This window comes from Rudaeicoccus suwonensis, assembly GCF_007829035.1.
Taxonomy (GTDB): domain Bacteria; phylum Actinomycetota; class Actinomycetes; order Actinomycetales; family Dermatophilaceae; genus Rudaeicoccus; species Rudaeicoccus suwonensis.
Genome location: NZ_VIVQ01000005.1, coordinates 1 through 22,230, shown reverse-complemented (window position 1 = coordinate 22,230; position 22,230 = coordinate 1). Strand labels below are relative to the sequence as shown.

The following is a 22,230-nucleotide window of genomic DNA, read 5'->3' as shown; positions in this document are numbered from 1 at the left end:
AGGGTTAGCTCAAGGCGGAGATGAATGTGCCGGCAGAACCGGCGACCACCGCCACGACCAGGCAGACGATGCAAGGCTTGACGCCCTGGATCTCATCGCCGCGCAGCGCGCAGAAGATCAGGTAGACCAGGCCGCCGAGGAACCCCAGGACGGCGGCGATGCACACGCCCCACGCGACCCAGCCGATCAGCAAAGTCAGGTTCCCCATCCCCGGCGGCTGCACCGGGGTGGTGTCCACGCCTGCGGGCATCGCGGTCAGGGCGGCGCTCTTGAATCCGGTCATTGCTGTGCCTCTTTCGTGATCGGCCCAGTGGTGGGCTCCAGAAAAGAGATCCCGCGGTCGCGGATCTCGGTCATGCTCCGGCGCACCCGCGCCGGAAGTGCAGTGCCAGCAGGGGTGCTGGTCATTCGCAGCGGCTCGTGCCAGCCGAACCGCCATGTCATCGGCAGGACTCCCAGCAGCGGTTTGATCGCCCGCTGGTGGTCTCGGCTAATGCGCGGGCCGTCGTCGACCAGGACCAGGCCGAGCAGTCGCACGTCCTGCAGCTGGCCGGCGGTGAAGGCCTGCCCTGCAGTGCGGATCGCCGCCAGGCCGGCGGCATGCGTGCGGGCCACCAGCAGCACCACCAGGTGCTCACCGACCGGGACGGTGGTGCCGGCATCGGCGGCCCGCTCCCCCAGCAAGGCCGTCACGGTGCTCGTGCCGGCGCCTCCGTGCAGGCCCACCACGTGGATCAGGTCCTGGGTGCCGGGCGCGACCGGGCCGCGAGCAAGACCTTGAGGAGCGGCCGCCCCGTGCCATCCGGTCGGGCTGGCCGGGCCGCTGACATGCACACGGCTCCCCAGCAGCGCATCCCGCTCCAGCGGCTCATCGGCCACCACGGGAGCGGCAGGAGCGTTGGCCAAGCGGTGCACCGTCAGCGGACTCTGCGCGGGCGGTTCCTTGTGACGTCGTCCGATACTCACGCTCATCGGATCTGTCCTCCAATCGTCTGTGGTGCCATCGGTTTTCGTCCCTTCGAAAGAGCGACGAGGGCGGGTTAGGAGACGGGCGTCATGCTCAGCACCTGCCACGGCGCGGCCGACGTGGCGCGGGTCATCGTCACGATTTCCAGGGAGGTCTGCTGGTCACCGGTCCACCCCTTCGCGTGTCCGGCCGCGATCACCAGCACCTCGTGTTTGGCAGTGGTTTGGGTGTCCGGGATGCCGCCGTCTTCGTCGGCGATCGTCGCGGTGACGCTCATCCACCCGTGACGGGCGACCAGGTCCGCCCACCCGGTCGAATCGCCGCCACCGTTACCTCCCAACGGCGCGCTCAGCACCGCAGCCAGCCGCGGCGTCAGCAGCGGAATCGCCCGCCGCTGAGCGTCCATCGGCGTCTTGTCCAACGCGGTGTCCCAGCACGCCGACACGATCGCCACTTCCAGTGCGACCGCCGAAGAGTCATGCCGGTCAACGCTTTTCAGTCCGCAACCACCCCGCGGTGACCCTTTCGCACCCATCGGGACGGTGACCGGGCCGGTCGAACTCGAGGTCGCGGTCGACGGCGCGGTGCTGGATGCGGTCACCGTGACCGTCGACGACGCGGCGGTGTGGCCGGCCCCGCATCCCGTCACGCCGACCGTCGCGACCAGGCACCCGGCGGCCGCGACCGCCAAACCGGAGCGCCGAGAAATGACCCAAGCAGGTAGTGACGTCATCGTGATGCCTTCCCGTGACGGGTAGTGGTCCGGTCCTCGACCGCCGGAACCGGTTGTGTCGCAGCAGGTTTCGCTGCCGGTGTTCCCGGCATCACTGCCGCCGCGGCAGCTGAGGAAGAAGAGGTAGCGGTGTACTGCGCCAAGGGCCGGCGGGCGACCCACTGGTACGGCCAGGAGCTGGCGATGTTGTCCACCCGCACCACGGCACCCGGCTTCGGGGCGTCGATCATCTGACCGTTACCGATGTAGATCCCCGCGTGATTCCACGGGTGGGAGTCGTACCCGAGCGACAGCGGGATGTTGAAAATGATCACGTCACCAGGCGCCATCGACGACAACGGCCGCAGACCAAAACCCGAGTACGACGCGACCGTGGTCATCTGTGACGTCTCGTACTGAGCGGTCGAATAGTGCTCCAGCAACAGCCGGCCACCCGTGGCCTTCGCGACCACCGCGGCCGCCAACCCGGAGCAGTCGAAACCGCCCATCGTCGGTCCCGGCGGCGGGCCGACCGTGCCACCACCAAAGACATACGGCAGACCCAGCCACTGCTGCGCCGCCTCGACCGCGGCCTGCCCATACGGGCCCGACACCGTGCCACCGATCGTGGTGTACGACGCGATCAGCGACTCGATCTTCTTGTAATAGGCATCGGTCTGCGCGATGCCGGTCGGGACACCCTGCGAGGACAGCACCGCACCGAAACCGGCGTTGTACGAGGCCAGAGCGTTATCCAGCACGGACCCGTTCACGATCCGGTGATCGTTCATCGCGGCCTGGGCCTGCTTGGCCAACGAGCACATGAACGCGCCCTGCGCAGGGATCGCGTCACCGGGATCAAACGGCGACGGCGTGCCGTTGCCGTCGTAATCCTTGCCCCACGTCGCCCAGGTGCCCGGCATGAACTGCGCGATGCCCTCAGCCCCCGCAGCGGAGCGAGCGTCCGGGTTCCATCCGCTTTCGACGTCGATCTGTGCTGCGATCACCGGTGGTGAAATCTGCGAGCACATCGAGCCCGCCTTCTCCACCAGCGCCACGTACTGCGCGGGAACATTGCGCAGGCCGCCACTGATCGGGGAGACAACCGGAGGTTTACCCGACGTCGCTGCGACGACCAGGATCGGCAACGCCAGCAGCGCGCCCACGCCACTGGCCATCACCTTCGATGAACCGCCGCTCATCGCGTCTTCACCTTGGATGGCGACGCCGTCGACGAAGATGCCGGTGACGTCGACGAGGGCAACGCCGACGGGGACCCCGAAGCCGACGAGGAGGCGGAGGTTGACGGCAGCAGGTACAACCGCAGGTCGCCGCTGCTGTCCGTGGCGGCCGACACCAACAGTTGCTGGCCGATCATCCCGACGGGGATCGCTTGCGCGACCGTGCCGGCGCTACTAGCCGGCTGATCTACGGCTGCGGTGACCTGATGCCCATCCAGGTCATACGACGCGATCGCACCCGAGGTGTCCGTTGCCCAGATCAGACCGTGATCCACCCCCACGACAGTCATCCCTTGCGGCAACGACACCACGTGCCCGGTCGAGACATCCACCAGGACCGCACCCGTCCACCACCACGAACCAAATAGACGCGTCTGACCCGAAACCGGTGCAGGCACAGTCGAACTCGTCCACAGCGGCTTCAAGGTCGACACGGCATACCCGCGCAACACCACCCCCGCGGAACCCGCCGTAGAAGACGACCACTGCTGCACCAGGACCCGAGATGTCGCTACGCCCGTCCCAGCACCACTCAGCCCCTTCGGTCCCGCCAGCTGCACCGGCGCACCGGCAACCTGCGCGCTGCCCGATCGCCACACACGACCGGAGGCGTCAGAAGCGAGCAGCTGCCCGTCCGGTAACGGCACCCAGCCCGCAGCGCCCGCAGGAACAGAACGCGGAGCCATCGTCAACGAGCTATCGACCACCGAGGCCGAGGCACTCGACGTCGGGATCACCGGACCAGCCGCTGTCAGTTGCACACCCGAAGCACCACTACCCGAAGGGATCGACCAGGACGACACCCGGCGAGTCGTCAGATCCACCCCTGACACCGCTGCGTCCGTGGCCACCAGCACCATGCGGTGGCCCGACACGGTCGCGAACACCGGGCCCTGCAGCACTCGCTGCCCCGGCACACCGACCTTCCACAAGGGCTGTCCCGTGGCAGGCGACAACCGAGCCACCGAAACACTCGTCGACGACGCAGACCCCAAAGCAGCAAAAACAGCACCACCAGAAGTCACCGCAACAGCCGGCTCAGTCGACGAGATCGAAGCCACCTGCGGAGAACCCCACCGCGCGCCCGAAGACCACCCCGACACACCCGCAGCCGGCAGCTGCGTCGCCGTCGCAGACGGCGCAACCGTGACAGTCCGAACCGGTGCCGCTGCACGAGAACTCGAGGTGCTTGCAATAACAGCAACCCCCACCGAAGCCGCTGCCACGACGAACACCCCACCCGCGACACCAGCAGCGGCCAGCGTGCGCCGACGTGACACCTGCCGGGTCCGCGGCCGCTGCTGACCATGCACCAGGTCATGAACACCACCCGCGGCATCCACGACGTGCCAAAACTCCCGGCCAGACTCGTCAACCACCACCACCCGCACCATGCGGGCATTCGAGGTCGCCGCTCGTCGAGCAACCATTGCGATCGCCGCATCCATCAACGACTCACCGCGACCAGCTGACGCCGGCACACCATCCACCAGCACCTCACCCGGCGCGGTCATCAACCGCACCACCGGGTAAACCGGAGCAGAAGCCGGATCCCCCACGGACGCCTCAGCAGCGCTCATCGAGCACCCTCCCCCAGCGCCTCCACCATCCACGCCGCGTGCTCGGCGTGCAGCACCGCCGAAGACCAGGACGTCAACCAGGGACCCCAGCTGCTGGCGTCGGCAACCGTCGCGAGCCGCTCCCCCAGCAACCGTGCGCGCTCACGCCACACGGCCTGAACCTGCACCAGCGCCGAGACAAGAGCCGGGCGGGTAAAACCATCGATGACCAATTGCTCGCCCATGCGAGTGAGCGCCACCGCGGCTACCGGCACCGACGCAAGGACTGCGGCCTCATAGATGACGTCCTGGGCCACCTCCACGTGATGTCCTACGCCCCAGGGGCAACGCTGACGCAAGGATGCCCATGAGGTGGCCGCTGTGCTGCAACCTCGCGCCTGCGGTGGTCGCGCGTTGGTTTCTACTGGCTCCATAAGGAGCACATTACTCCAATAGGAGCTAGCTGGTGTTTAGGATCGCAGTACGAGATTTGCGGCCGCAGCGACTGTGAAACGCTGAGCAGCCGGGGCGAAGACAGAAGCTGATGCAGAAGACGGATGAGGTAGGTAGCGATGGCACAAAGCGCTGGGATCCCTCGGCTGAGCGAAAAGCTCACATGGCTTTTCGCCAACGTCCGCGGACCGCGAGGGAGCCAGCCTTCGGCGGCCGAGCTGAGCAATGACCTGCTCGATAGCTATGGAGTCAAGGTCTCGGCCCAGTACCTGAACCACCTGCGCCGGGGTTATCGGAATGCGCCGGGAGGTGACGTCGTTCACGCCCTTGCGGGCTATTTCGGGGTGCCCGTTGAGTATTTCTTCGATGATGAGGTCGAGCGTGCTGTCCGGCAGGACCTCGCCGCGCTGAGAGACGTGGCACGCAGTGATCGCGGGGACATCGTGGCGCAAGTGGCTCGGCTGAGTCCGAGTGCTCTTGAGGCTCTCTCGCATCTGCTCGACGACCTGCCGGGATCAGGCGGCGAGTAGCTGCCAAATGGCGGTGCTCGGGGCTAGGTGCGGTGCTGATGTAGCCATGAGTTCGCCTAGCTCGCGTCGATCATCGTCGACGTCGGGTGACGGTTCGTGGCCGAGAAGGCTCACGCAAATTGCCCGCCAGGCTGGCCCTACCGCTGATATGTCCCTACTCCACTTGTCGCTTTTCATCGAGTCCACACCTCCGACTGTGACTAGCTCTCGACCTCCGCAACAATAGTTGCGGCCGCCGGTGCGGGCTATGTCTCGGCAGGAACCTTGGGTAAAGCTGGGATGGTTCTTTACCTTCTCTTTAACGTCCGGTGCGACGGCTAGAGTTTTCGAGTGCGCGATTACAGCTTCGACTTCCCAAGCCGGTTCGCGCGGCTCATCGAGACAACGCTGTGGGTCGATTCTGGACGTCTCGTTGGTTACGACGACGCATCTCTCGCGCGTCGCATCACAGACTCCGGATGCTCAGTGACCCGAGCCCACGTCTACCTCCTGCGCAGCGGCCAACGTCCAAACCCTGGGGGCAACCTCATTGCCGGCGTCGCGAACGCATTCGACATCGACGTGCGGTACTTCTTCGATGATCGCGTGTTTGACGCCGTTAACCGTGAGCTAGACGAGCGCCTGGAGGTCCTGCGGATGAGTCTTCTCAATGACGCCGGCGGCGAAGACAGCGAAGACGGCGAAGATCAGTAGCGTGGCGGCCAGAATGGCGATCGCGGCGCTGATCGACCATGCTCCAAGAACCCCGAGCACCAGGTAGCCAGCCGGGGAAAGAACGTTGATGGCGAGAGCCTTGATGGCTTGAACCTGCCCACGCCGGTCATCCGGACTGGCCGCCTGGACCTGCCCGCCGTAGATATCTGCGCCGGGCATGCCGACGAATGCCCCGACCATCACAACGACGGCGGCGAGCCACCATGAGTTGACAAAAGCGAGGCAGACGAACGCCGCCGACTGGCCCGCGAGGCACGAGATGCCGGTCACCAGTGGGCGCTTGAGTGTCGGCGCGAAATGGTCGACCAGAAGCGCGGATGCAAGTGCTCCAACAGCGAACCCGGCAGGGACACATCCGTACTGCCACCCGGACCAGCCGCGGTCATGTGCCAGCAGGGCCGGGGCCAGGATCGTCAGCGGCGTCAGGACGAAGTTTGAGACGCAGAAGACGAGTAGACAGAAGCGAAGCCGCGGCAGCGCGCTAAGAGCCCGGATTCCTGCAAAAAACTGTCTTAGCAGTGAGCCTTGTACGGAGGCCGGAGCTGGTGGAGTGGGAGCGATGCTCGAGGTGCGTCGCATCAGTGCCCACCCCAGAAGTGAAAGGCCGGCGAAGAGCCAGCCGGTGCTCGGCAGGAACCAGCCAATCAAGATGCCGGCGAGCGGCCCTGCAACGATTTCGGCCGACTCCGAGCCGACGCGCAGGTAGGCCTGGATCTGCGTCTGCGTGGTCGCATCCGATGAACCGACGACCGCTGCAATGCTGTTCATAGCTGGTTGGTGGACACCATCGACGAAGCTGATCAGTGTGACGGGTAAAACCAACCAGACCACCGCAACGTGGGATGCCAGCAGAACGGCGAGGCCAGCGGCAAGTGCCGCGCGAGCCGCGAGAGTGAGCCGGGCGGCGGCGACGAGTCGACGACGATCTGCCCACACTCCACCAAAAGGCAGAGCTAAAAGGGTCGGGATGGTTGCCAACGCCAGCAGCCAGCTGGCGTGGTACCGACCCGCCACCCACGCTAAGAAGACCCAATACAGCGCGTCCCCGAGCGCATCACTGGTGGCCGATGCCCAAAAGCTCCGAAGCGCGCTATTCCCCCATACCCCCGGAACGCTCACGAAGACTCCAACCTCAGCGGGAATGCCGACACTGTGACGAACACGGTCTCCTCCTCGGCAGCGGCCTCCCGGCTGCGCGCCTGATCGCGGGCTCGTCGAATCTCGGCACTAATTCGAGCATCGAGATCTTCCATCTCCTGCACGGTCATCCGCAGCACATAGTCCGTGCTCGTCGAAGCATCCGACCACTCCGACGGCCACGAGTGGTGTCGCTCCTGCGCCCACTGGCGCATCCGATCTATCCGCCGCTGCGTCAGCAGCCGCTCGAACTCCTGCACCGCTCGCTGAAGTCTTGAGCTTCCCCGGACCATGTCATCGGTCCATTCCACTGGGGCGGTGCGCTGCAGCTCCCAGGAATCACTGGCCGCCACTCTCTGGATGATGCCGGCTTTCTCGAGCGCGGCCAGGTGGGTGCGCAGATTCCTGCGCGCCTCAGGAACCCAGCGGCCCAGCTCGTCCTCGGTGACCACGCCGTTCGCGGCGTGAAGCGCGTCCATGATGGCGATCCGGGACGGGTATGCCAGCGCCCGAAACCTCGCGATCAACGCTGCGACGGGTTCCTCCTCAGACGTCATGCCCTGACCGTAACGGGTGTGACACTTGACATGGCGAGTCGCGAAAGTCGTGGCTAAACTGAGAAAGCAATCACTTCGTCCAAAATCTTCGACCGTCCAGTGAAGGAGACGTCATGAAGAGGCTCCTCGCAGTGGCAATGATCGCGGCGGCCGCGATCGTTGCGGTTGGCCCATCGAGCACCGTTGTCGCAGCCGAGCGCGGACACATGGTCCCTGCGCGCAGCTGTGGCTGGTGCTAGTCCGTAGGACAGCCCGAAACCCCTGACCCTTCTGGTCAGGGGTTTTTTTGTAAGTGGCTCACGACACGCGTGCTGGCTAACCGGTTATCACGGGCCCGCGTGCCTAGGATGCTCCTTATGGAGCGAAGCATAGATCGATCGGTGCAAGTCGCCTTCAGGACCTCTAAAGGACGCAGGGACGAGATCAAACGACGCGCCGACGAAGCTGGCGTCTCAGTGCAGATCTATCTAGAGGCCAAGGCGCTCGATCTTCCTTTCGCGCCGGAACGGCCGGCGGGAAAGCCAGCCAGAACGCAGGAGGAGCTTCCAATAGCGATCTAAGCCACGGGCGAATCGCCCGAAAAACACGAAAGCCGCCGTTGCAGCGGCGGCTGAGTGTCTAGCTCTTAGTTCTCGTGCTGGCCTTGCAGGGCCGGGTTGCGAGTCCGTCTCTTCTCAAGGAGTGGCTTCGTGCTACCCACTATAGCGCCAGTTTGCGCTGCCCAAAAGTCTTCATTACATGCGCGTGTCTCGACGCGTCCCACTGGGGTGCCCAGCGACGTGCTGGCCTCGCACCGTGTGTGCGCGCGTGAGCATGCCCCGTATGTAGAGTTGGTTTGTCGCCAACGGCCGGCGGTGTTGCCGCGGTACCACCAGGACGACCGCGGCCCTGCTCGTGAGCCGTACGCGTTTCACCAGGTAGCGCCGGAGGGCGCGTACTCGAAGATCCCGGCGTGGACGTCCCGGGCGCAGTGGCTGGGCGTGGACGTCCCGATCACGATTGCCTGCTGGATCCAAAAGCACGGCGCGCTGCGGGTGCGCCGCCCCGATGGCCGCGACGGAGCGCCGGTCAGCGTGCAGTTGCTACGCCGCTACCTGACAGTCCGGTCCGGCTGGGCGCAGCAGCGCACCGGCCGGCGGTGCATCGTGCGCCCCGACACGATTGCATCCGTGCTCGGCGTCGATGTGGGCACCGTTCACCGCGCCCAAAACGTCGCCCGCCGGCTCGGTCTGGAGGTCGTGATCGAGACGGGCCGGATGCTCACCAAGGCCGAGAAACTGGCCCTGTGGAACCGGGCAAAGACCGACCAGGTGCCCTGCTCTCGGCAGCGGGGTTTGTCCACAGAGGTCGCCTTCACCAATCCCCTTGCCCGACAACGCAATTGGTGGATTGCAACCCCTGGTAGTACCCCGCCTTACCTGACATTCATTTCTCACCAAATCACTGGTTACCTTCACTCGAACCGAGCCGCAAGCGGCTCAAGGAAGGACGCGGCTCCGCCGCGGCAACCACAAAAACATTCCTGGCGACCTGCGGCACGCTCGGTCGCGGCAGATCTGGCCCACCAGTGGCCCTGGCTAGCCGCTGAGCACCCCAGCAGGTTGCTGCCGACCCTGGCAAGGTTCGTGCGGTGCCCGCGCCCGTGGACGGCCGCACAGCTGGCCGGCGTCGTTGACGACCAGCTGACCCGTGCCGGGTATGCCGGCATCCGCGCCGCGAGGTTCGACTCGAACCTGATCCGCACCCGCCCCGCGGTCGTGCTGGCCGGGCTGCTGCGCGACATCGACCCTGACACCGATCACCCTGACCACGCCTTCCACGACGAAGGCGCTGCTGCGGCCGAGGCCGCGGATCCGCGGCCGTACTGCGCCCGGGACGACTGTGACCACGGGTGGCTCACCAGAGCCGACCCGGACTACCCCGGCACTGCCTGGCGCACCACCGTCTGGGACGACGGCCTGGCACGCCGGTGCCCCGGCCGACACCGCCGGCATACCGAGCACGACGCTGAGCTCGAGGCCGGCTACATCGACGACGTCCTGCATGGCCGAGCCGAGCCCCCGTTCTAAGGATTCGGGCTGCTGGCGGTCAGGCATGCTCGATCGTCGTCCGACGGACGACCGGTGGATGCACCTTTCGAATCCGGACGTGCTCTTATTTGTATTCCAGAGCATCCCCGCTGCTGTCGACAGCCATACAGAATGTGCTGGTCGGGCACGACACCGAAGTCAAGGCCCCGTTGGGGTCGATGCTCAGTGGTGCGTGCCAGATGGTCCCGTTGTACGTGAATACGTTTCCGTCGCCGTCGACGGCGGCGCAGAACGTGCTGGTGGCGCATGCCACGCCGTTCAGACCGTTTCCGTTGGGGTCGATGCTTTTGGGCTTGGTCCAGGTGGTGCCGTTGTAGGTGATCGCGTTGCCGCCATTGTCGGTCGCGACACACAACGTGCTGGAGGCGCAGGACAGCGAGTACAAGCCACCTCCGGCGGGGTCAATGCTCACCGGCTTGGTCCAGGTGGTGCCGTTATAGGTCATCGCGTTGCCGCCATTGTCGGCGGCGGCACAGAAGGTAGTGGTGGGGCAGGACACCGGGTATAGGAGTGTTGGGTTCACTCCGCCGGTTTCCACGTCTGGATCGATGAATATCGCTGTGGACCACGATGTTCCGTTGTAGGTCAGGGCGTATCCGTCGCCGTCGACGGCGACACAGAATGTGCTGGTGGGGCAAGACACTGAGTTCAGAAAACCGTTGGTGTCGATGCGGACTGGCTTGGTCCAGGTGGTGCCGTTGTAGGTGAGGGCGCTCCCAGCACTGTCGACAGCCGCGCAGAAGGTGGTGGTGGGGCAGGACACCGAGTTCAGACCGTCGCTGGAGGGGTCGACACTGGTGGGTGTGGTCCAGGTCGTCCCGTTGTAGGTCAGGGCGTTCCCGGCGTAGTCGACGGCGACACAGAAGCTGCTGGTGGGGCACGACACCGAGGAGAGGCCACCCTTGGAAGGGTCGATGTTGGTGGGTGTGGTCCAGGTGGTGCCGTTGTAGGTGAGGGCGTTCCCGGCGTAGTCGACGGCGGCGCAGAAGCTGCTGGTGGGGCAGGACACCGATTCCAAGAAGTTACTGGTGCTGTTGGCCGTTGGGTCGATTTTTTGGGGTGTGGTCCAGGTGGTGCCGTTGTAGGTGACAGCGTCCCCACCACCGACCGCGACACAGAACGAACTTGGCGTGCAGGACACCGCGGCGAAGCCACTACTTGGATCGATGTTCTTGGGTGTGGTCCAGGTGGTGCCGTTGTAGGTGAGGGCGTTCCCGGCGTAGTCGACGGCGGCGCAGAAGCTGCTGGTGGGGCAGGACACCGAGTTCAGACCGTCGCCGGTGGGGTCGACACTGGTGGGCTTGCTCCAGGTCGTCCCGTTGTAGACGAGAGCGTTTCCGACGATGTCCACAGCCGCACAGAAGCTGCTGGTGGGGCACGACACTGATAGCAAGGAGTTGCCGAGCGATTGCGGGCCGCCGCTGCCGTGGTCGATGCTGGCGGGTGTGGTCCAGGTCGTCCCGTTGTATGTCAGGGCGTTCCCGTCACTGTCGACGGCGACGCAGAACGTGGTGGTGGGGCACGACACCGAGAGGATCTGGTTGTCCTGGTTGGGGTTGACGTTCTTGCCAGCAGACCAGGTGTTCCCGTTGTACGTCAAAGCAAAACCCGCATTGTCAATATCGACACAGAACGAGCTGGTGGCACACGAAAGGACCGATGGGTAGGTGTTGTCTGTGTCCACGTTGGGGTCAACTTTTTTGGGCGTGGTCCAGGTGGTGCCGTTGTAGGTGAGGGCGTTGCCGTACTCGTCGATCGCCGCACAGAAGGTGCTGGTGGGGCAGGACACTGTCTGTGGGATGCCCTGAGATGGGTCGATGTTTTGGGGTGTGTGCCAGGTTGGTGCGGGTGTCACGGTGAGGGCGAAGGCTGTCGTTGCAGCAGTTCCGTTGTGGTCTTTGACGGTAGTGGTCACGGTTGCGGTGGCCGGGGTGGTGGGGGTTCCGGTGATGGCCCCGGTCGTGGCGTTGAGTGCCAGGCCGGCGGGTAGGCCGGTCGCGGTCCAGGTGTAGGGGGTCGCGCCTCCGGTGGCGGTGAGGGTTGCTGAGTATTTGATGCCGACGACGGCTGCGGGCAGAGTCTTCGTCGTGACCGCGAGTTTGGTGGTGCCGGTGATGACCCGGGTTCCAGTGGTCGCTGCTGCTGCCGTCTTGGTGGCGGTCACGGTGGCGCGGTAGGACCAGGTTCCGGTCCCTGGAACGGTGGTGGTGAGGGTGGCGGTGCCTTTGCTGCCGCTGGTGCCGGTCGCGATTGTGGACCAGGTCGACGTGGTGGAGGCGTGGCGTTGTAGTTGGACGGTGCGTGCCGTGTAGGTGGTGCCGGTTTTCACGGTGATCGGGTCGGTGATGGTGTATCCGGTGGCCGCGGTCAGCGGGGTGGTGACCCACCCGGTGATCGTGGTGGCTGTGGTGGCGGCTGCGGCGGTGGTGATCGTGCCGGCCAAGCCCCACACCATCAGTGCCAGAACGACGAGGGCGCTGATCAGGCTGTGCTGACGGTGTTGTTGATGCATGTGCCACCCACTCTGCAAAGACGCTCCGTGAAGGCGTCGGCCCCAAAAGCGCCGGAAACCCGTGCGCGGGCTCGGCTGAGCACAACCTAGAGCCTGCAGACGCAAAAGCACACCGTTTCTACGAAACCTGCCAGACCTCGACACGTTCATCGTCGGCGCTTGTTCAACTACCTGCGGTCCACGGTTACTGCGGTGGGTCGATGCGACGCACATCGACTGGGTCGAGCCATGCGCCCTGAATGAGGAGCCGGCGGTGCCACAGCGATAAGAACACGTATTTTCTGGTCCAGCGGGTCGCGTGGGCGGGCACCCACTCCTGCCCGTCCTCCCAGACCAGCCGGGCCTCGACCCGGATCGGTGTCGGTGCATTCCTGATGGTCCGGGCGTTGGGTGGCCAGGACTGATTCAGCAGCTTGTAGCTGCGGTGGTGCACGCTCCCCCACTGATCGCTCTCCGGCTCGGGGTCTTCGGCGATCATCGCAAGATCCCCCACGCCCGATTGGGGTCTGAGCGCACCGGACGCAGCTGCGCCGCAGGGATCCACTGCTGCACGACAATCGGATCGGCCGGGTCGGAGATCTCGTCGACCACGACGACCAGGCCCTCGAACCCGCGGCCGGCCTTCCGCCAGCGGACCAGTAGGCCGTAGCAGGGCGGCTCGAGCGGATGCTTGACCCGTAATTGGGCCCAGACATGTCGCGTCGACCGTGGCGTTCGCCAGGTCCGCTCCTGCCGCGTCTGACCCATCACCCCACAATATCGAACGTATGTTCGTACACGATGCATGGTTGAGATGCGCGACGAGATTGCGATGAGGGTTAGGTCGTGCTCGAGGTCACCTCGCGCAGCGCTTGGCGTAGCAGGGCGATTGCCGCGCGATCGACCTCTTGGGGGAAGGGGCCTGTCCCAGGGCCGGGCACGTAGTGCGGTACATGAAGTACCAGATGAGCCAGGATCAAAGGCCAACCGAGATTCGTCTTGCCGAAACGCTCCACCGCCCATGCCTGCATGAGCGGATGGACTTCATCTCCGCGGGCGAAATCGAATCCTTCGACAAAGGCGACTGCGCTCTCATAGGTCGGTTTGGTGAACATCGATATGCGGGTCAGGACGTGATCGATGACGTAGTCCCAATCAGGGCGCTCGGGAAGCACCACAGCAGCCTAGTTCCGTTGTTGACCCAGAGGTCACGTGTCGACGACGCTCGAAAATGAGGCTATAGCGACGGTCGAAAACGAGGCCACTCAGACAGATTGGATGAGTGATCTCAGTGGAGGATTGGGCTTTGATCCGGCGGCTGGTCGCGGACGGTGTTCCGCAGCGTCAGGTCGCACGGGATCTGGGTGTGGGTCGGTCGACGGTGGCGCGTGCGTTGACGTCCGATCGGCCTCCGAAGTACGAAAGGCCCGCGGGGTCGACGTCGTTCACACCGTTCGAGCCTGCGGTGACGCAACTGCTGGCAAAGACCCCGGACATGCCGGCGACTGTGATCGCCGAGCGAGTTGGGTGGACTGGGTCGATCTCCTGGTTCCGGGATAACGTGCGCCGGTTACGACCCGAGCATGCGCCGGTGGATCCGGCCGACCGGCTGACGTGGCTGGCTGGGGACGTGGCGCAGTGTGATCTGTGGTTCCCACCGGCCGATGTTCCGTTGGAAGACGGGACCACGCCCTTGTTACCGGTGCTGGTGATGACGTGTGCGTATTCACGGTTCGTGCTCGCGAGGATGATCCCCACGAGGCACACGCAGGATCTGCTGCTGGGCATGTGGGACCTGCTGTCACAACTGGGTGCGGTGCCGCGGCGGCTGATCTGGGACAACGAGTCCGGCATCGGTCGCGGGAAACGCCACGCCGAGGGCGTCGCCGCGTTCGCCGGCACGCTGGCGACCACGCTGCAACGACTCAAACCGTATGACCCTGAATCCAAGGGAGTCGTGGAACGCCGGAACGGGTACTTCGAAACCTCGTTCCTGCCCGGACGCGAGTTCAACTCACCGGCGGATTTCAACAACCAACTGTCCGACTGGCTCACGATCGCGAACGCGCGGGTCGTGCGCACGATAAAGGCCAAACCGGCCGACCTGCTCGCCGCGGACAAGGCCGCGATGCTGGCGTTGCCACCAGTGCCACCTACGGTGGGCTGGACCAACAGGGTCCGCCTCGGGCGGGACTACTACGTGCGCATCGACAGCAACGACTATTCGGTCGACCCATCGGTGATCGGCCGGCTGGTCGACGTACACGCCGACCTGTGCAAGGTACGGATCTGTCGCAATGGGCGGCTGGTTGCCGCCCATGACCGGGTATGGGCGCGGGGCATGACGATCACCGACGCCGCTCACGTGGCCACCGCGAAGATACTGCGCCAGCAATACCAACAGCCCCGACCGGCACCTGAACCGCCCGGGCAGGAGTCTCTGGTGCGGGACCTGGCCGAGTACGACCACGCGTTCGGCCTCACCGAAGATCTCACCGCCGTGACGGGCGGGGAGGTCGCCTGATGAGCACCACGAAGAAGCAAGCCACCGCGACCACCGAGGCTCTCAAACAGGTCACGTATCTGGCATCGGCGCTGAAGGCGCCCCGGGTCACCGAGGCCGCCGCCCGGTTGGCTGATCACGCCCGTGACGCGGGGTGGACGCACGAGGAGTACCTCGCCGCGGTCCTGGACCGTGAAGTCGCCGCCCGTAACGCCTCCGGTGCCCAATTGCGGATCCGCGCCGCCGGGTTCGCTGCGAAGAAGACCTTGGAGGAGTTCGACTGGGACGCCCAACCAGCTGTACGGCAGCAAATCGCCGCGTTGGCCTCCGGCGGGTTCTTGACCGAGGCCCGCAACGTGGTGTTGCTCGGACCGCCCGGCACCGGGAAAACCCACCTGGCAACCGGCCTGGGCATCGCCGCCGCACACCGCGGGCACCGGGTGCTGTTCGCGACCGCGACCGACTGGGTCACCCGCCTGACCGACGCCCACCGCGCCGGCAAGCTGCCTCAGGAGCTGGCCAGGCTGCGCCGGTACGGGCTGATCATCGTCGACGAAGTCGGGTACCTACCCTTCGAACAAGACGCCGCGAACCTGTTCTTCCAACTCGTGTCCAGCCGATACGAACACGCCTCACTGATCCTCACCTCGAACCTGCCCTTCAGCGGCTGGGGCACCGTCTTCGGCGATCAAGTCGTAGCCGCCGCGATGATCGACCGCGTCGTGCACCACGCCGACGTCCTGACCCTCAAAGGAGCCAGCTACCGGCTCCGCAACCGCGGCATCGACACCCTTCCCAGCATCAAAAACCAGAACCCGGCAGACTAGAAACACGACAACCCAGTGGCCTCGTTTTCAACCGTCGAAACAGCATCATTTTCGAGCGTTGCCGACAGTCACGGACTCGGCCTGGCGGCCGAGGCAACCCTGGTGGCGTGCCCGGCCCTAGCGGGCCGTTCACGCTGGGCGTCGTTGATGTGCCGGTGCGGGGCGGGTGTGGCGAGCCACGAGGGCCGGCCTCCCCTCACCGCCCGGGGTGCACTTGGCCTGCCGGCCGGTGACCCCGGGACGGGCGAGCGTTTTGGCCGTTGCCCCGTGAGCTCGACCCACACCCTGATCCTGGCCCGCGCACCCCGGCCGTGTGGACCGGCGCACCTAGAACGGGCGCAGCTGCGCTGCGGCGATCACATGGGTGCGCCGACCCTTCGGGCCGTCCCACCCCAGGTCGGCTTGTCGTGTGGTTGGGATACGCACGCGCAGGGCTCCTGAGCCTACTTCGCCGCGCTTCACGGCCCCTCAAATCCGACTCGCTGGCGCTCGACCTGGCAGAGCGATTCCTGACCCACTGTTGCACCGGCCGCGCTCCTACGTCGCTGATATCGGCCGGTGAACACTGCGCCACGAATCGCCCTACCAGGCAACGGATGTGACCGGCCTACGCGCCTCAGTAAACGCAGGAGAACGCCCTCCACGGGCACCCCGGGGCAACCCCGTCCCGGTCAGCACTCAACGCAAGGAGGTGATACGCATGCCCGACCCGGCCGAGGTGAACTCGTGGGTGCAGCTGGCGACCTCGCTCGCCACGCTCGCAGCCGCAGTCCTCACCCTCGGAGCTAGCCGGAACCGTGACCGTCGACGACGCCGCAAGGCGCCGGACATGGAACGACGCCGCCGAGTGACAGCTCGACGACGCCAAAAGCGGTAACCCGCTAGAACCAGATGGCCGCACCGGGGCCTTGATGGGTCCCGGTGTCGGTCACGGCCGATTCTACAAGTCATCACCGACAGCCACCACCAGGAGACGCCCATGATCACCACCGTGATCCTGCTGCTGACCTTGCTGCTGCTCCTGAAAATCCAACGGGACCAGTAGCAGGCAGATCACCGGCACCCCTTCGGTTGGGGCCGGCTCGCACACCCCCGTGGCGGCCCGGCCCCAACCACTCCGCGACCACCGCAGCGCGCTTGGCTTCGACCGTCGTGGGGAGCCTTCCGTGCGTCCCTGATTCACGCGCCGCCGGTGGCACGAGCGCAGGCCAAGCAAGAGGGAGTCCGCGCGAGGACCGCCGACGCGGGCCGCGCAGCCCCGCGCCCACCACCCAAAAAGCAAACCAGTAAACCAGTCCACCATATGAGAAACATCTACACATCAAACCAGTAAACCATTAAAATAAGAGAGTCAACAACACCATAAGCAAAGGACACACGTCATGCACCAGATCGAAACCCACGGACGCCAGGCCGCCGCAGTCTTCGCTCGCAAAGACGCGTGGCACAAGCTCGGCACCACCGTGCAGGGGCGCGCGTTCACCGCGCAGGAAGCAATGGAGCTGGGCCACCTCGGGGGGTGGAACGTGCGCAAGCTTCCGCTGACTGCGACCGAGGTCACCGTCGACGGCGTTACCACTGTGGACGTGCCCAGCTCTTACGCGACCGTGCGAGACAACCCCTTCACCAACGCCGTCGAGGCCCTGGGTGTCGTCGGAGAGCAATACCAGCCCATCCAGAACGAAGAACACGCCGAGTTCCTGAATCACCTGGTCGACGAGTCCGGCGCGATCTTCGACACCGCAGGCAGCCTGCGCGGCGGCCGCCAAACGTTCATCACCTTGCAGATGCCCGAAACGATGCGCGTCGGTGGCGTGGACGACGTGAGCCTGAACATCGCGGCACTCAACAGCCACGACGGTTCCAGCGCCTTCCGGCTGCTGCTGACCCCCGTGCGCGTGGTCTGCGCGAACACCCAGGCAGCTGCCCTGCGCAACCACTGCGCCAGGGTGTCAATCCGGCACACCAGCGGCGCAACCAACGCCGTGCAGCAGGCCCGCACCGCGCTCGGCATGACCTTCGAATACTTCGAGGAGTTCGAGCGCGAAGCCGAGGCCATGATCCAGGCGAGCACCACCGACGCTCAGTTCTACGCCCTGATGGAACAGGTTTTCGGCAAGGCCGAACGGGACGACTCACCGCGCGCCCAGAAGGCCGCAGCGACCCGCACCGCCACGCTCGCCAGCCTGTGGCATGAGGCCAAGACTCAGGACGGGATCCGCGGAACACGCTGGGCCGCCTACCAGGTCGCCGCTGAATATGTCGACCACTTCGCTCCCGTGCGCACACCCAGTGGCATGTACGAAGGCCAGGCTCGCGCCACCCGCTTGCTGACCAGCCCCGAGCCGAACCGGCTCAAGACCCGTGCATGGGAAGCCCTCATGGTCGCCTGACAACCGGTGTGGGGTGACCCCGGAACCTCCGGGGTCACCCCACACCGCGGCACCACCCGCACCGCGGCACCACCCGCACCGCGGCACCACCCGCACCGCGGCACCACCCGCACCGCGGCACCACCCGCACCGCGGCGCCACTGGCGGCAGCGGACGCGGCCTGGCGGCCGCGACCATCACATTGCGGTGTTGCACGTGGCACCCCCCACGGCCCTAGCGGGCCGCGTGGGGGTGCCACGTGCAACACCGAGCCCCGCCCCCACTCGTGCGGACCACCGAGCGGACCGCGTCCGCCGCTGATCTACAGAAGAAGGGTCTCTGCCCCGCGGCAAAGCCACCAACCGAACCGCCGCACATCACCAGCGAAAGATAAAACCAGTAAACCAGTCCACCATATGAGAAAAGTCTACACACTAAACCATTAAACCAGTAAAATATGAATGTCAACAACACCACGCGAAAGGCCCACCATGACTCCCCACATCGACTGGCTCGACGTTCCAGACACCAGCGCCTACGTCGCCGTCCGCGGGACCCGCTACGGGAACGACGAAGTCACCGAGCAGCAAGCGATCGTGCTGGACTCCTTCAGCCGGACGGTCGTCATCGAGGGCACCGCCCAGGACCTGCGGGCCCTGCTCAACCAGGCGATGGACAGCCTCGTAGCCATGTCTCCCACGGCCGGAGCCATGCGTCAACCACTGACCGGCATCCTGGCCAACCTCGACACCCTCGAAATCAGCACCGAACAGCTGCGCGAACCACTGGAATTCATTCGCGATCTACTGCGCACGGATGAACCGGTGAACACACCCAGCCGCCAACCGTAAAACCACCAGAACACGGGTGTGCAGCGACCGTGTGGTCGCTGCACACCCCGGCGGCCGTGCCCGCCGGCCGACAGGCCGCCCCTGCAGCTGGCCACATCAGATCCATCACGGCTGCTGGCGCCATCCCGGCAGGCAAGAGTACAAACGTGGGCAAGCCCCGTCGACCACAAGGACGACGGGGCTTGCTGTCAACAACACCGCACGGAAAGACACCACATCTCACCCGCACAGACCGGTCATCATGCCAGCACCAGCGACACACCACACCCGCGAACACTAAAAAAGTAAACCATTAGAATAGTGTGTCGAAACCTCGCGCAGGTGTCCGTCGCGACCACATCGCCACTGTCACCCTCGTCGTACGAGCCCTTCATCCAGGAGATGCCCGATGAGCCCCATCGACCCGACCGGAAAAGCCACCGATACCGCCCCGATCGGTATTTACTGGCACCCGCAAACCCTCAACGACGCTCGAGCGGCCTACGCCCTCGACATCGAGCAGAACGAAACAGGCCCAGAAACCTTCGCCCTCTGGATCGCCGACGCCATCGACAGGTACGCGCAGCTGACGCCCCAGCAACGCGCCGACATCGTCGACACCCTGCCCAACCCCGCCAGGGCCGGCGAAGGCCTGAACCGACCCTTCATCGTGCCCCTCGAGACGATCCACGCCGCCGAAGACGCCTGCAAGATGGACCAAGGAGCGCTCGGCAAGAACCGCGGGATCAGCACCTTGGCCTATGAAGCCGCACGAGCCAAAACAGAACAAGCACGAGCAGCCAACGGCGGCACGCTCGCCCCTGCCGGCCCCGGCCGGCTCCCCACCCGTGCACGAGCCCGGCAACGACGACGTCGCTAACCGACCCCAACGAGCCACCATCCACCCGCGCCGATCCGCGAAGAGATCACGGGAATCAGCAGCTGAAGTCGGGTCCGTCACCAGCTCACCGATCTCTGCTCCCCGAATTTATTGCTTACGGATCCGGTGTTTCCTGGTTGAGCATTTCGACTGTTTGCCGCAGCGACGACACTGCCGCTGCGCCGGCACGGTCGTCGAGTCGTGGTGACTGAGGATCGGCCGCGAGGTCTGGCAGGTCGAGGCGTTCGCGGATATACGCAGCGAACCCGGGGATCGCGAATTGAACCTTTCCGTGACCAGATTCGGTGATGATCCCGGCCCCGAGCATCCGATCCCGTGGCGGGCCCAGCGATGAACTGGGCACCCCAAGGGTTGCGGCGATCGCTGACCGGGCCACGGGACCGTCGCCATGGCTGGCCATCGCACTGACAAACGACAGGTCGCCGTCGCGGTCGATCCGAGACAACCGCGCTTCGTACAACTCCCGGACATCGTCATGAACAGCCTGCATCGCCTCACGCACGTGGGACGCGGTGATCACGGCGCCTGGATCAGGCAGGCCAGCGCAGCGCCACGCGTGCTCCCCGATGAGTTGCAGCAGATGCGGATACCCACCCGCCATGGCCACAGCATCTTCCAGGGCGTCCGCAGCCCACGACACCCCCAGTTTGGTGGCCGGTGCGGCCAACGCGACAGCAGCAGCATCGGGGTCCAAGTCCGTCAGACGCCGGTAGGCGAAACGCTCGGCGTTACTGACCGCGGAATTGATCCGACGGACGCTACTGGGCAGTCCCGTGGCGAACAACGCCACCGGCAGATCAACCTGCTCGGCCTGGAAGTTCTGCCACGCGTACGAAATGGTCTCCAAACTCGCACTATCAGCGACCTGAATCTCATCAATGAACACCACCACCCCGGTGTGCCCCTGCGCGACCGCCGCCCGCGTGACCGCGATCAGAACATCTTCAAACTCGCGCGTCGCATCCCGCCCCAGCCCCACAGGATCGGAAGCCTCTGCCGGCCTCAACGTCACCTGCGCCGAAGCAACACCCGGCACTCCCCCACTGACCTTCACCTCAAGACGATCCACCGCCGCACGCAACCGCGACCGCGCGACCGGCGACCAGTCCCCCGCGATCCGGTCCGCAGCAGACGCGATCGCCGGCACAAGAGACGTCGTCTGACCAGCAACCACCCAAATCGTCGCCGCATTACGTGCATGAGCATGACGCTGCACCTGCCGCAACAACGACGTCTTCCCCACCCCACGCGGAGCATGATCAATCCGAATCCGCGGAACCAAACGATGCAACACCGTCAAGTAATCCAACCGCTCATCAAAATCAGCCAACTGCCGATCCCGCCCAGGAACCTCCGGCGCGATCGCACCCGGCGTATACGGACTCGGCTGAACCATCACCACTCCCAACAGGTAGGTACAGATGCCGTAAACTGTACCCAGATGTATCTAGTTAGATTCCCCAGCCGCACAACGGCGACCAGCCAGGAAGAGCACCCCCAACCTCTTCGATCACTAGGCATCGGAGGCACAACCACCCCGGCCAGCGACAGAACGTGCTGATCGCAGCCATCACCTACTTCAGATAGTGCGACAGAGCCGCTACACACAGCTGCGAACGCGACGTGGCATGCGTCTCACGGACGAGTCGGTCGATGGCATCCACATTCTGTTGCTGCATACGCAGCGCCAACGTGCTCAGCGGCGCAGAATCCGCTGTCACCGTCCGAACAAAGAGGCCCCCACGGTCCTCTTCGGGTCTGGAAGCGCGGATCAGCTCACCCAGACGCGGTCCAGCCGCCTCGATCGCATCCAGCAAGAGGTCGACATGCGAAATCTGCTGCCGCTTCGCCTCATCCCTGAACCGCTGCAACATCTGCGTCGGGACCGACATCGAGATCGGCTTTACAGGGCGCGGGGTCGATGAATCGGTTCTAACGACACGAGACTTTGATGGCCTCGGGGCAGGCGAAACGGTCGGTTCCTCAAGAGGTGCTGTGATCGAATCGTTCGGCTCCAGCTCGACTGCCGGCCCTTCGCTGGCACGCGGGCGAATCCGCGGCGGAGGTGGCGGCAGCACAGCAGTCCGTTTCAACCCCGTAACGGGGGGCAGAGGCTGACGATCGTTCACGACGTTTTCCTTCCACTCTCGACGTCATCGATACGCGTCAGGATCTCCTGACACAGCAGCACGTAATCCTCCGCCAAGGCAGGTGCACTCCCCGGGATCCGCTCAGGCCTCCTGCCCTCTTTGAGAGCCTTCCAATACGGCTCAGCAGCATCGACCTTCTCCGCCAACTCATGCGCCAAAAGCCCGCGTTCGCGGGCCTCAACCGCTGACGACTCAA

At 65.1% G+C, this 22,230-nt stretch carries 22 protein-coding genes and 1 pseudogene; 8 read left to right on the top strand and 15 right to left on the bottom strand.

Translation table 11 applies throughout. The features are described from left to right. Positions 1–4: 4 nt before the first annotated feature. The 6 genes from BKA23_RS16645 to BKA23_RS16620 form a co-directional block, all read right to left on the bottom strand. Entirely contained in the window at positions 5–283 is a 279-nt protein-coding gene (locus BKA23_RS16645; protein ID WP_145230599.1) for a hypothetical protein, read from the bottom strand. Further along, a complete protein-coding gene (locus tag BKA23_RS16640; RefSeq protein ID WP_145230597.1) occupies positions 280–972 on the bottom strand; it encodes a DUF6668 family protein in 693 nt (230 codons plus the stop codon). Before BKA23_RS16640 ends, BKA23_RS16645 begins: the two co-directional genes overlap by 4 nt. A 68-nt stretch (positions 973–1,040) precedes the next feature. Further along, complete coding sequence (locus BKA23_RS16635; RefSeq protein ID WP_145230595.1) at positions 1,041–1,700, bottom strand: hypothetical protein; 660 nt, start codon at positions 1,698–1,700, stop codon at positions 1,041–1,043. After that, the gene (locus BKA23_RS16630; RefSeq protein ID WP_145230593.1) at positions 1,697–2,881 is read right to left on the bottom strand and encodes a C40 family peptidase; all 1,185 of its coding nucleotides are present in this window, start codon (positions 2,879–2,881) and stop codon (positions 1,697–1,699) included. Before BKA23_RS16630 ends, BKA23_RS16635 begins: the two co-directional genes overlap by 4 nt. After that, positions 2,878–4,500, bottom strand: coding sequence for a hypothetical protein (locus BKA23_RS16625; protein WP_145230591.1), 1,623 nt, complete (start codon positions 4,498–4,500; stop codon positions 2,878–2,880). The genes BKA23_RS16630 and BKA23_RS16625 overlap by 4 nt, the downstream gene beginning before the upstream one ends. After that, positions 4,497–4,802, bottom strand: a complete 306-nt coding sequence (locus tag BKA23_RS16620) for a hypothetical protein (RefSeq protein WP_145230590.1) — start codon at positions 4,800–4,802, stop codon at positions 4,497–4,499. The genes BKA23_RS16625 and BKA23_RS16620 overlap by 4 nt, the downstream gene beginning before the upstream one ends. 249 nt (positions 4,803–5,051) lie before the next feature. Here BKA23_RS16620 and BKA23_RS16615 point away from each other — a divergent pair, with 249 nt between their 5' ends. Together BKA23_RS16615 and BKA23_RS16610 are read left to right on the top strand one after the other, a co-directional pair. Next, entirely contained in the window at positions 5,052–5,462 is a 411-nt protein-coding gene (locus BKA23_RS16615; RefSeq protein WP_145230588.1) for a helix-turn-helix domain-containing protein, read from the top strand. Positions 5,463–5,792: 330 nt separating this feature from the next. Beyond that, positions 5,793–6,155 carry a hypothetical protein gene (locus tag BKA23_RS16610; protein ID WP_145230586.1) on the top strand — a complete coding sequence of 121 codons (363 nt, stop codon included), beginning with the start codon at positions 5,793–5,795 and terminating at the stop codon, positions 6,153–6,155. Here BKA23_RS16610 and BKA23_RS16605 read toward each other — a convergent pair. Together BKA23_RS16605 and BKA23_RS16600 are read right to left on the bottom strand one after the other, a co-directional pair. Further along, a complete protein-coding gene (locus BKA23_RS16605) occupies positions 6,072–7,295 on the bottom strand; it encodes an MFS transporter (protein ID WP_170226655.1) in 1,224 nt (407 codons plus the stop codon). The two genes, BKA23_RS16610 and BKA23_RS16605, sit on opposite strands and share 84 nt — an antisense overlap. Then, positions 7,292–7,870: a helix-turn-helix domain-containing protein gene (locus BKA23_RS16600; protein ID WP_145230582.1), complete on the bottom strand. Its 579-nt coding sequence runs from the start codon at positions 7,868–7,870 to the stop codon at positions 7,292–7,294. Before BKA23_RS16600 ends, BKA23_RS16605 begins: the two co-directional genes overlap by 4 nt. A gap of 857 nt (positions 7,871–8,727) precedes the next feature. Here BKA23_RS16600 and BKA23_RS16595 point away from each other — a divergent pair. Further along, on the top strand, positions 8,728–9,939 hold the full coding sequence (locus BKA23_RS16595) for a hypothetical protein (RefSeq protein ID WP_145230580.1): 1,212 nt from the start codon (positions 8,728–8,730) through the stop codon (positions 9,937–9,939). An 85-nt stretch (positions 9,940–10,024) separates the two neighbouring features. On the opposite strand, the gene BKA23_RS16590 is transcribed toward BKA23_RS16595, so the two are convergent. The 4 genes from BKA23_RS16590 to BKA23_RS16575 all read right to left on the bottom strand — a co-directional run bounded on the left by BKA23_RS16590 (position 10,025) and on the right by BKA23_RS16575 (position 13,626). Next, the gene (locus BKA23_RS16590) at positions 10,025–12,472 is read right to left on the bottom strand and encodes a putative Ig domain-containing protein (RefSeq protein WP_145230578.1); all 2,448 of its coding nucleotides are present in this window, start codon (positions 12,470–12,472) and stop codon (positions 10,025–10,027) included. 184 nt (positions 12,473–12,656) lie between these two features. Then, positions 12,657–12,950 (bottom strand): hypothetical protein, encoded by a 294-nt coding sequence (locus tag BKA23_RS16585; RefSeq protein WP_145230576.1) that lies wholly within the window; start codon positions 12,948–12,950, stop codon positions 12,657–12,659. Then, positions 12,947–13,219, bottom strand: coding sequence for a hypothetical protein (locus BKA23_RS16580; protein WP_145230573.1), 273 nt, complete (start codon positions 13,217–13,219; stop codon positions 12,947–12,949). Before BKA23_RS16580 ends, BKA23_RS16585 begins: the two co-directional genes overlap by 4 nt. A gap of 71 nt (positions 13,220–13,290) precedes the next feature. Continuing rightward, positions 13,291–13,626: a hypothetical protein gene (locus tag BKA23_RS16575; RefSeq protein ID WP_145230572.1), complete on the bottom strand. Its 336-nt coding sequence runs from the start codon at positions 13,624–13,626 to the stop codon at positions 13,291–13,293. Positions 13,627–13,733: 107 nt separating this feature from the next. On the opposite strand from BKA23_RS16575, the gene istA reads away from it, so the two are divergent. From istA to BKA23_RS16550, 5 genes are all read left to right on the top strand, one after another. Beyond that, on the top strand, positions 13,734–14,975 hold the full coding sequence (gene istA / locus BKA23_RS16570; protein WP_145227587.1) for an IS21 family transposase: 1,242 nt from the start codon (positions 13,734–13,736) through the stop codon (positions 14,973–14,975). Then, a complete protein-coding gene (istB, locus tag BKA23_RS16565) occupies positions 14,975–15,781 on the top strand; it encodes an IS21-like element helper ATPase IstB (protein WP_145227586.1) in 807 nt (268 codons plus the stop codon). Before istA ends, istB begins: the two co-directional genes overlap by 1 nt. 1,382 nt (positions 15,782–17,163) lie before the next feature. Then, a complete protein-coding gene (locus BKA23_RS16560) occupies positions 17,164–18,174 on the top strand; it encodes a DUF932 domain-containing protein (protein WP_145230569.1) in 1,011 nt (336 codons plus the stop codon). 470 nt (positions 18,175–18,644) lie between these two features. Beyond that, complete coding sequence (locus tag BKA23_RS16555) at positions 18,645–19,004, top strand: hypothetical protein (RefSeq protein ID WP_145230567.1); 360 nt, start codon at positions 18,645–18,647, stop codon at positions 19,002–19,004. 388 nt (positions 19,005–19,392) lie between these two features. Then, positions 19,393–19,863, top strand: coding sequence for a hypothetical protein (locus tag BKA23_RS16550; RefSeq protein ID WP_145230565.1), 471 nt, complete (start codon positions 19,393–19,395; stop codon positions 19,861–19,863). Positions 19,864–19,978: 115 nt separating this feature from the next. Here BKA23_RS16550 and BKA23_RS16545 read toward each other — a convergent pair whose 3' ends face one another. The 3 genes and pseudogenes from BKA23_RS16545 to BKA23_RS17875 all read right to left on the bottom strand — a co-directional run. After that, positions 19,979–21,280: an AAA family ATPase gene (locus tag BKA23_RS16545; RefSeq protein ID WP_145230562.1), complete on the bottom strand. Its 1,302-nt coding sequence runs from the start codon at positions 21,278–21,280 to the stop codon at positions 19,979–19,981. A gap of 178 nt (positions 21,281–21,458) precedes the next feature. Next, positions 21,459–21,776, bottom strand: a complete 318-nt coding sequence (locus tag BKA23_RS16540) for a hypothetical protein (RefSeq protein WP_145230560.1) — start codon at positions 21,774–21,776, stop codon at positions 21,459–21,461. Positions 21,777–22,009: 233 nt separating this feature from the next. Next, positions 22,010–22,230 (bottom strand): annotated as a pseudogene (locus BKA23_RS17875) (ParA family protein); the annotation flags it as partial.

Bases quoted from the DNA above. Each gene is read 5' to 3' on its own strand.
- BKA23_RS16645 (WP_145230599.1), bottom strand. From the start codon at position 283: ATGACCGGATTCAAGAGCGCCGCCCTGACCGCGATGCCCGCAGGCGTG.
- BKA23_RS16640 (WP_145230597.1), bottom strand. From the start codon at position 972: ATGAGCGTGAGTATCGGACGACGTCACAAGGAACCGCCCGCGCAGAGT.
- BKA23_RS16635 (WP_145230595.1), bottom strand. From the start codon at position 1,700: ATGACGTCACTACCTGCTTGGGTCATTTCTCGGCGCTCCGGTTTGGCG.
- BKA23_RS16630 (WP_145230593.1), bottom strand. From the start codon at position 2,881: ATGAGCGGCGGTTCATCGAAGGTGATGGCCAGTGGCGTGGGCGCGCTG.
- BKA23_RS16625 (WP_145230591.1), bottom strand. From the start codon at position 4,500: ATGAGCGCTGCTGAGGCGTCCGTGGGGGATCCGGCTTCTGCTCCGGTT.
- BKA23_RS16615 (WP_145230588.1), top strand. From the start codon at position 5,052: ATGGCACAAAGCGCTGGGATCCCTCGGCTGAGCGAAAAGCTCACATGG.
- BKA23_RS16600 (WP_145230582.1), bottom strand. From the start codon at position 7,870: ATGACGTCTGAGGAGGAACCCGTCGCAGCGTTGATCGCGAGGTTTCGG.
- BKA23_RS16590 (WP_145230578.1), bottom strand. From the start codon at position 12,472: ATGCATCAACAACACCGTCAGCACAGCCTGATCAGCGCCCTCGTCGTT.
- BKA23_RS16585 (WP_145230576.1), bottom strand. From the start codon at position 12,950: ATGATCGCCGAAGACCCCGAGCCGGAGAGCGATCAGTGGGGGAGCGTG.
- BKA23_RS16580 (WP_145230573.1), bottom strand. From the start codon at position 13,219: ATGGGTCAGACGCGGCAGGAGCGGACCTGGCGAACGCCACGGTCGACG.
- istB (WP_145227586.1), top strand. From the start codon at position 14,975: ATGAGCACCACGAAGAAGCAAGCCACCGCGACCACCGAGGCTCTCAAA.
- BKA23_RS16560 (WP_145230569.1), top strand. From the start codon at position 17,164: ATGCACCAGATCGAAACCCACGGACGCCAGGCCGCCGCAGTCTTCGCT.
- BKA23_RS16555 (WP_145230567.1), top strand. From the start codon at position 18,645: ATGACTCCCCACATCGACTGGCTCGACGTTCCAGACACCAGCGCCTAC.
- BKA23_RS16550 (WP_145230565.1), top strand. From the start codon at position 19,393: ATGAGCCCCATCGACCCGACCGGAAAAGCCACCGATACCGCCCCGATC.
- BKA23_RS16545 (WP_145230562.1), bottom strand. From the start codon at position 21,280: ATGGTTCAGCCGAGTCCGTATACGCCGGGTGCGATCGCGCCGGAGGTT.
- BKA23_RS16540 (WP_145230560.1), bottom strand. From the start codon at position 21,776: ATGTCGGTCCCGACGCAGATGTTGCAGCGGTTCAGGGATGAGGCGAAG.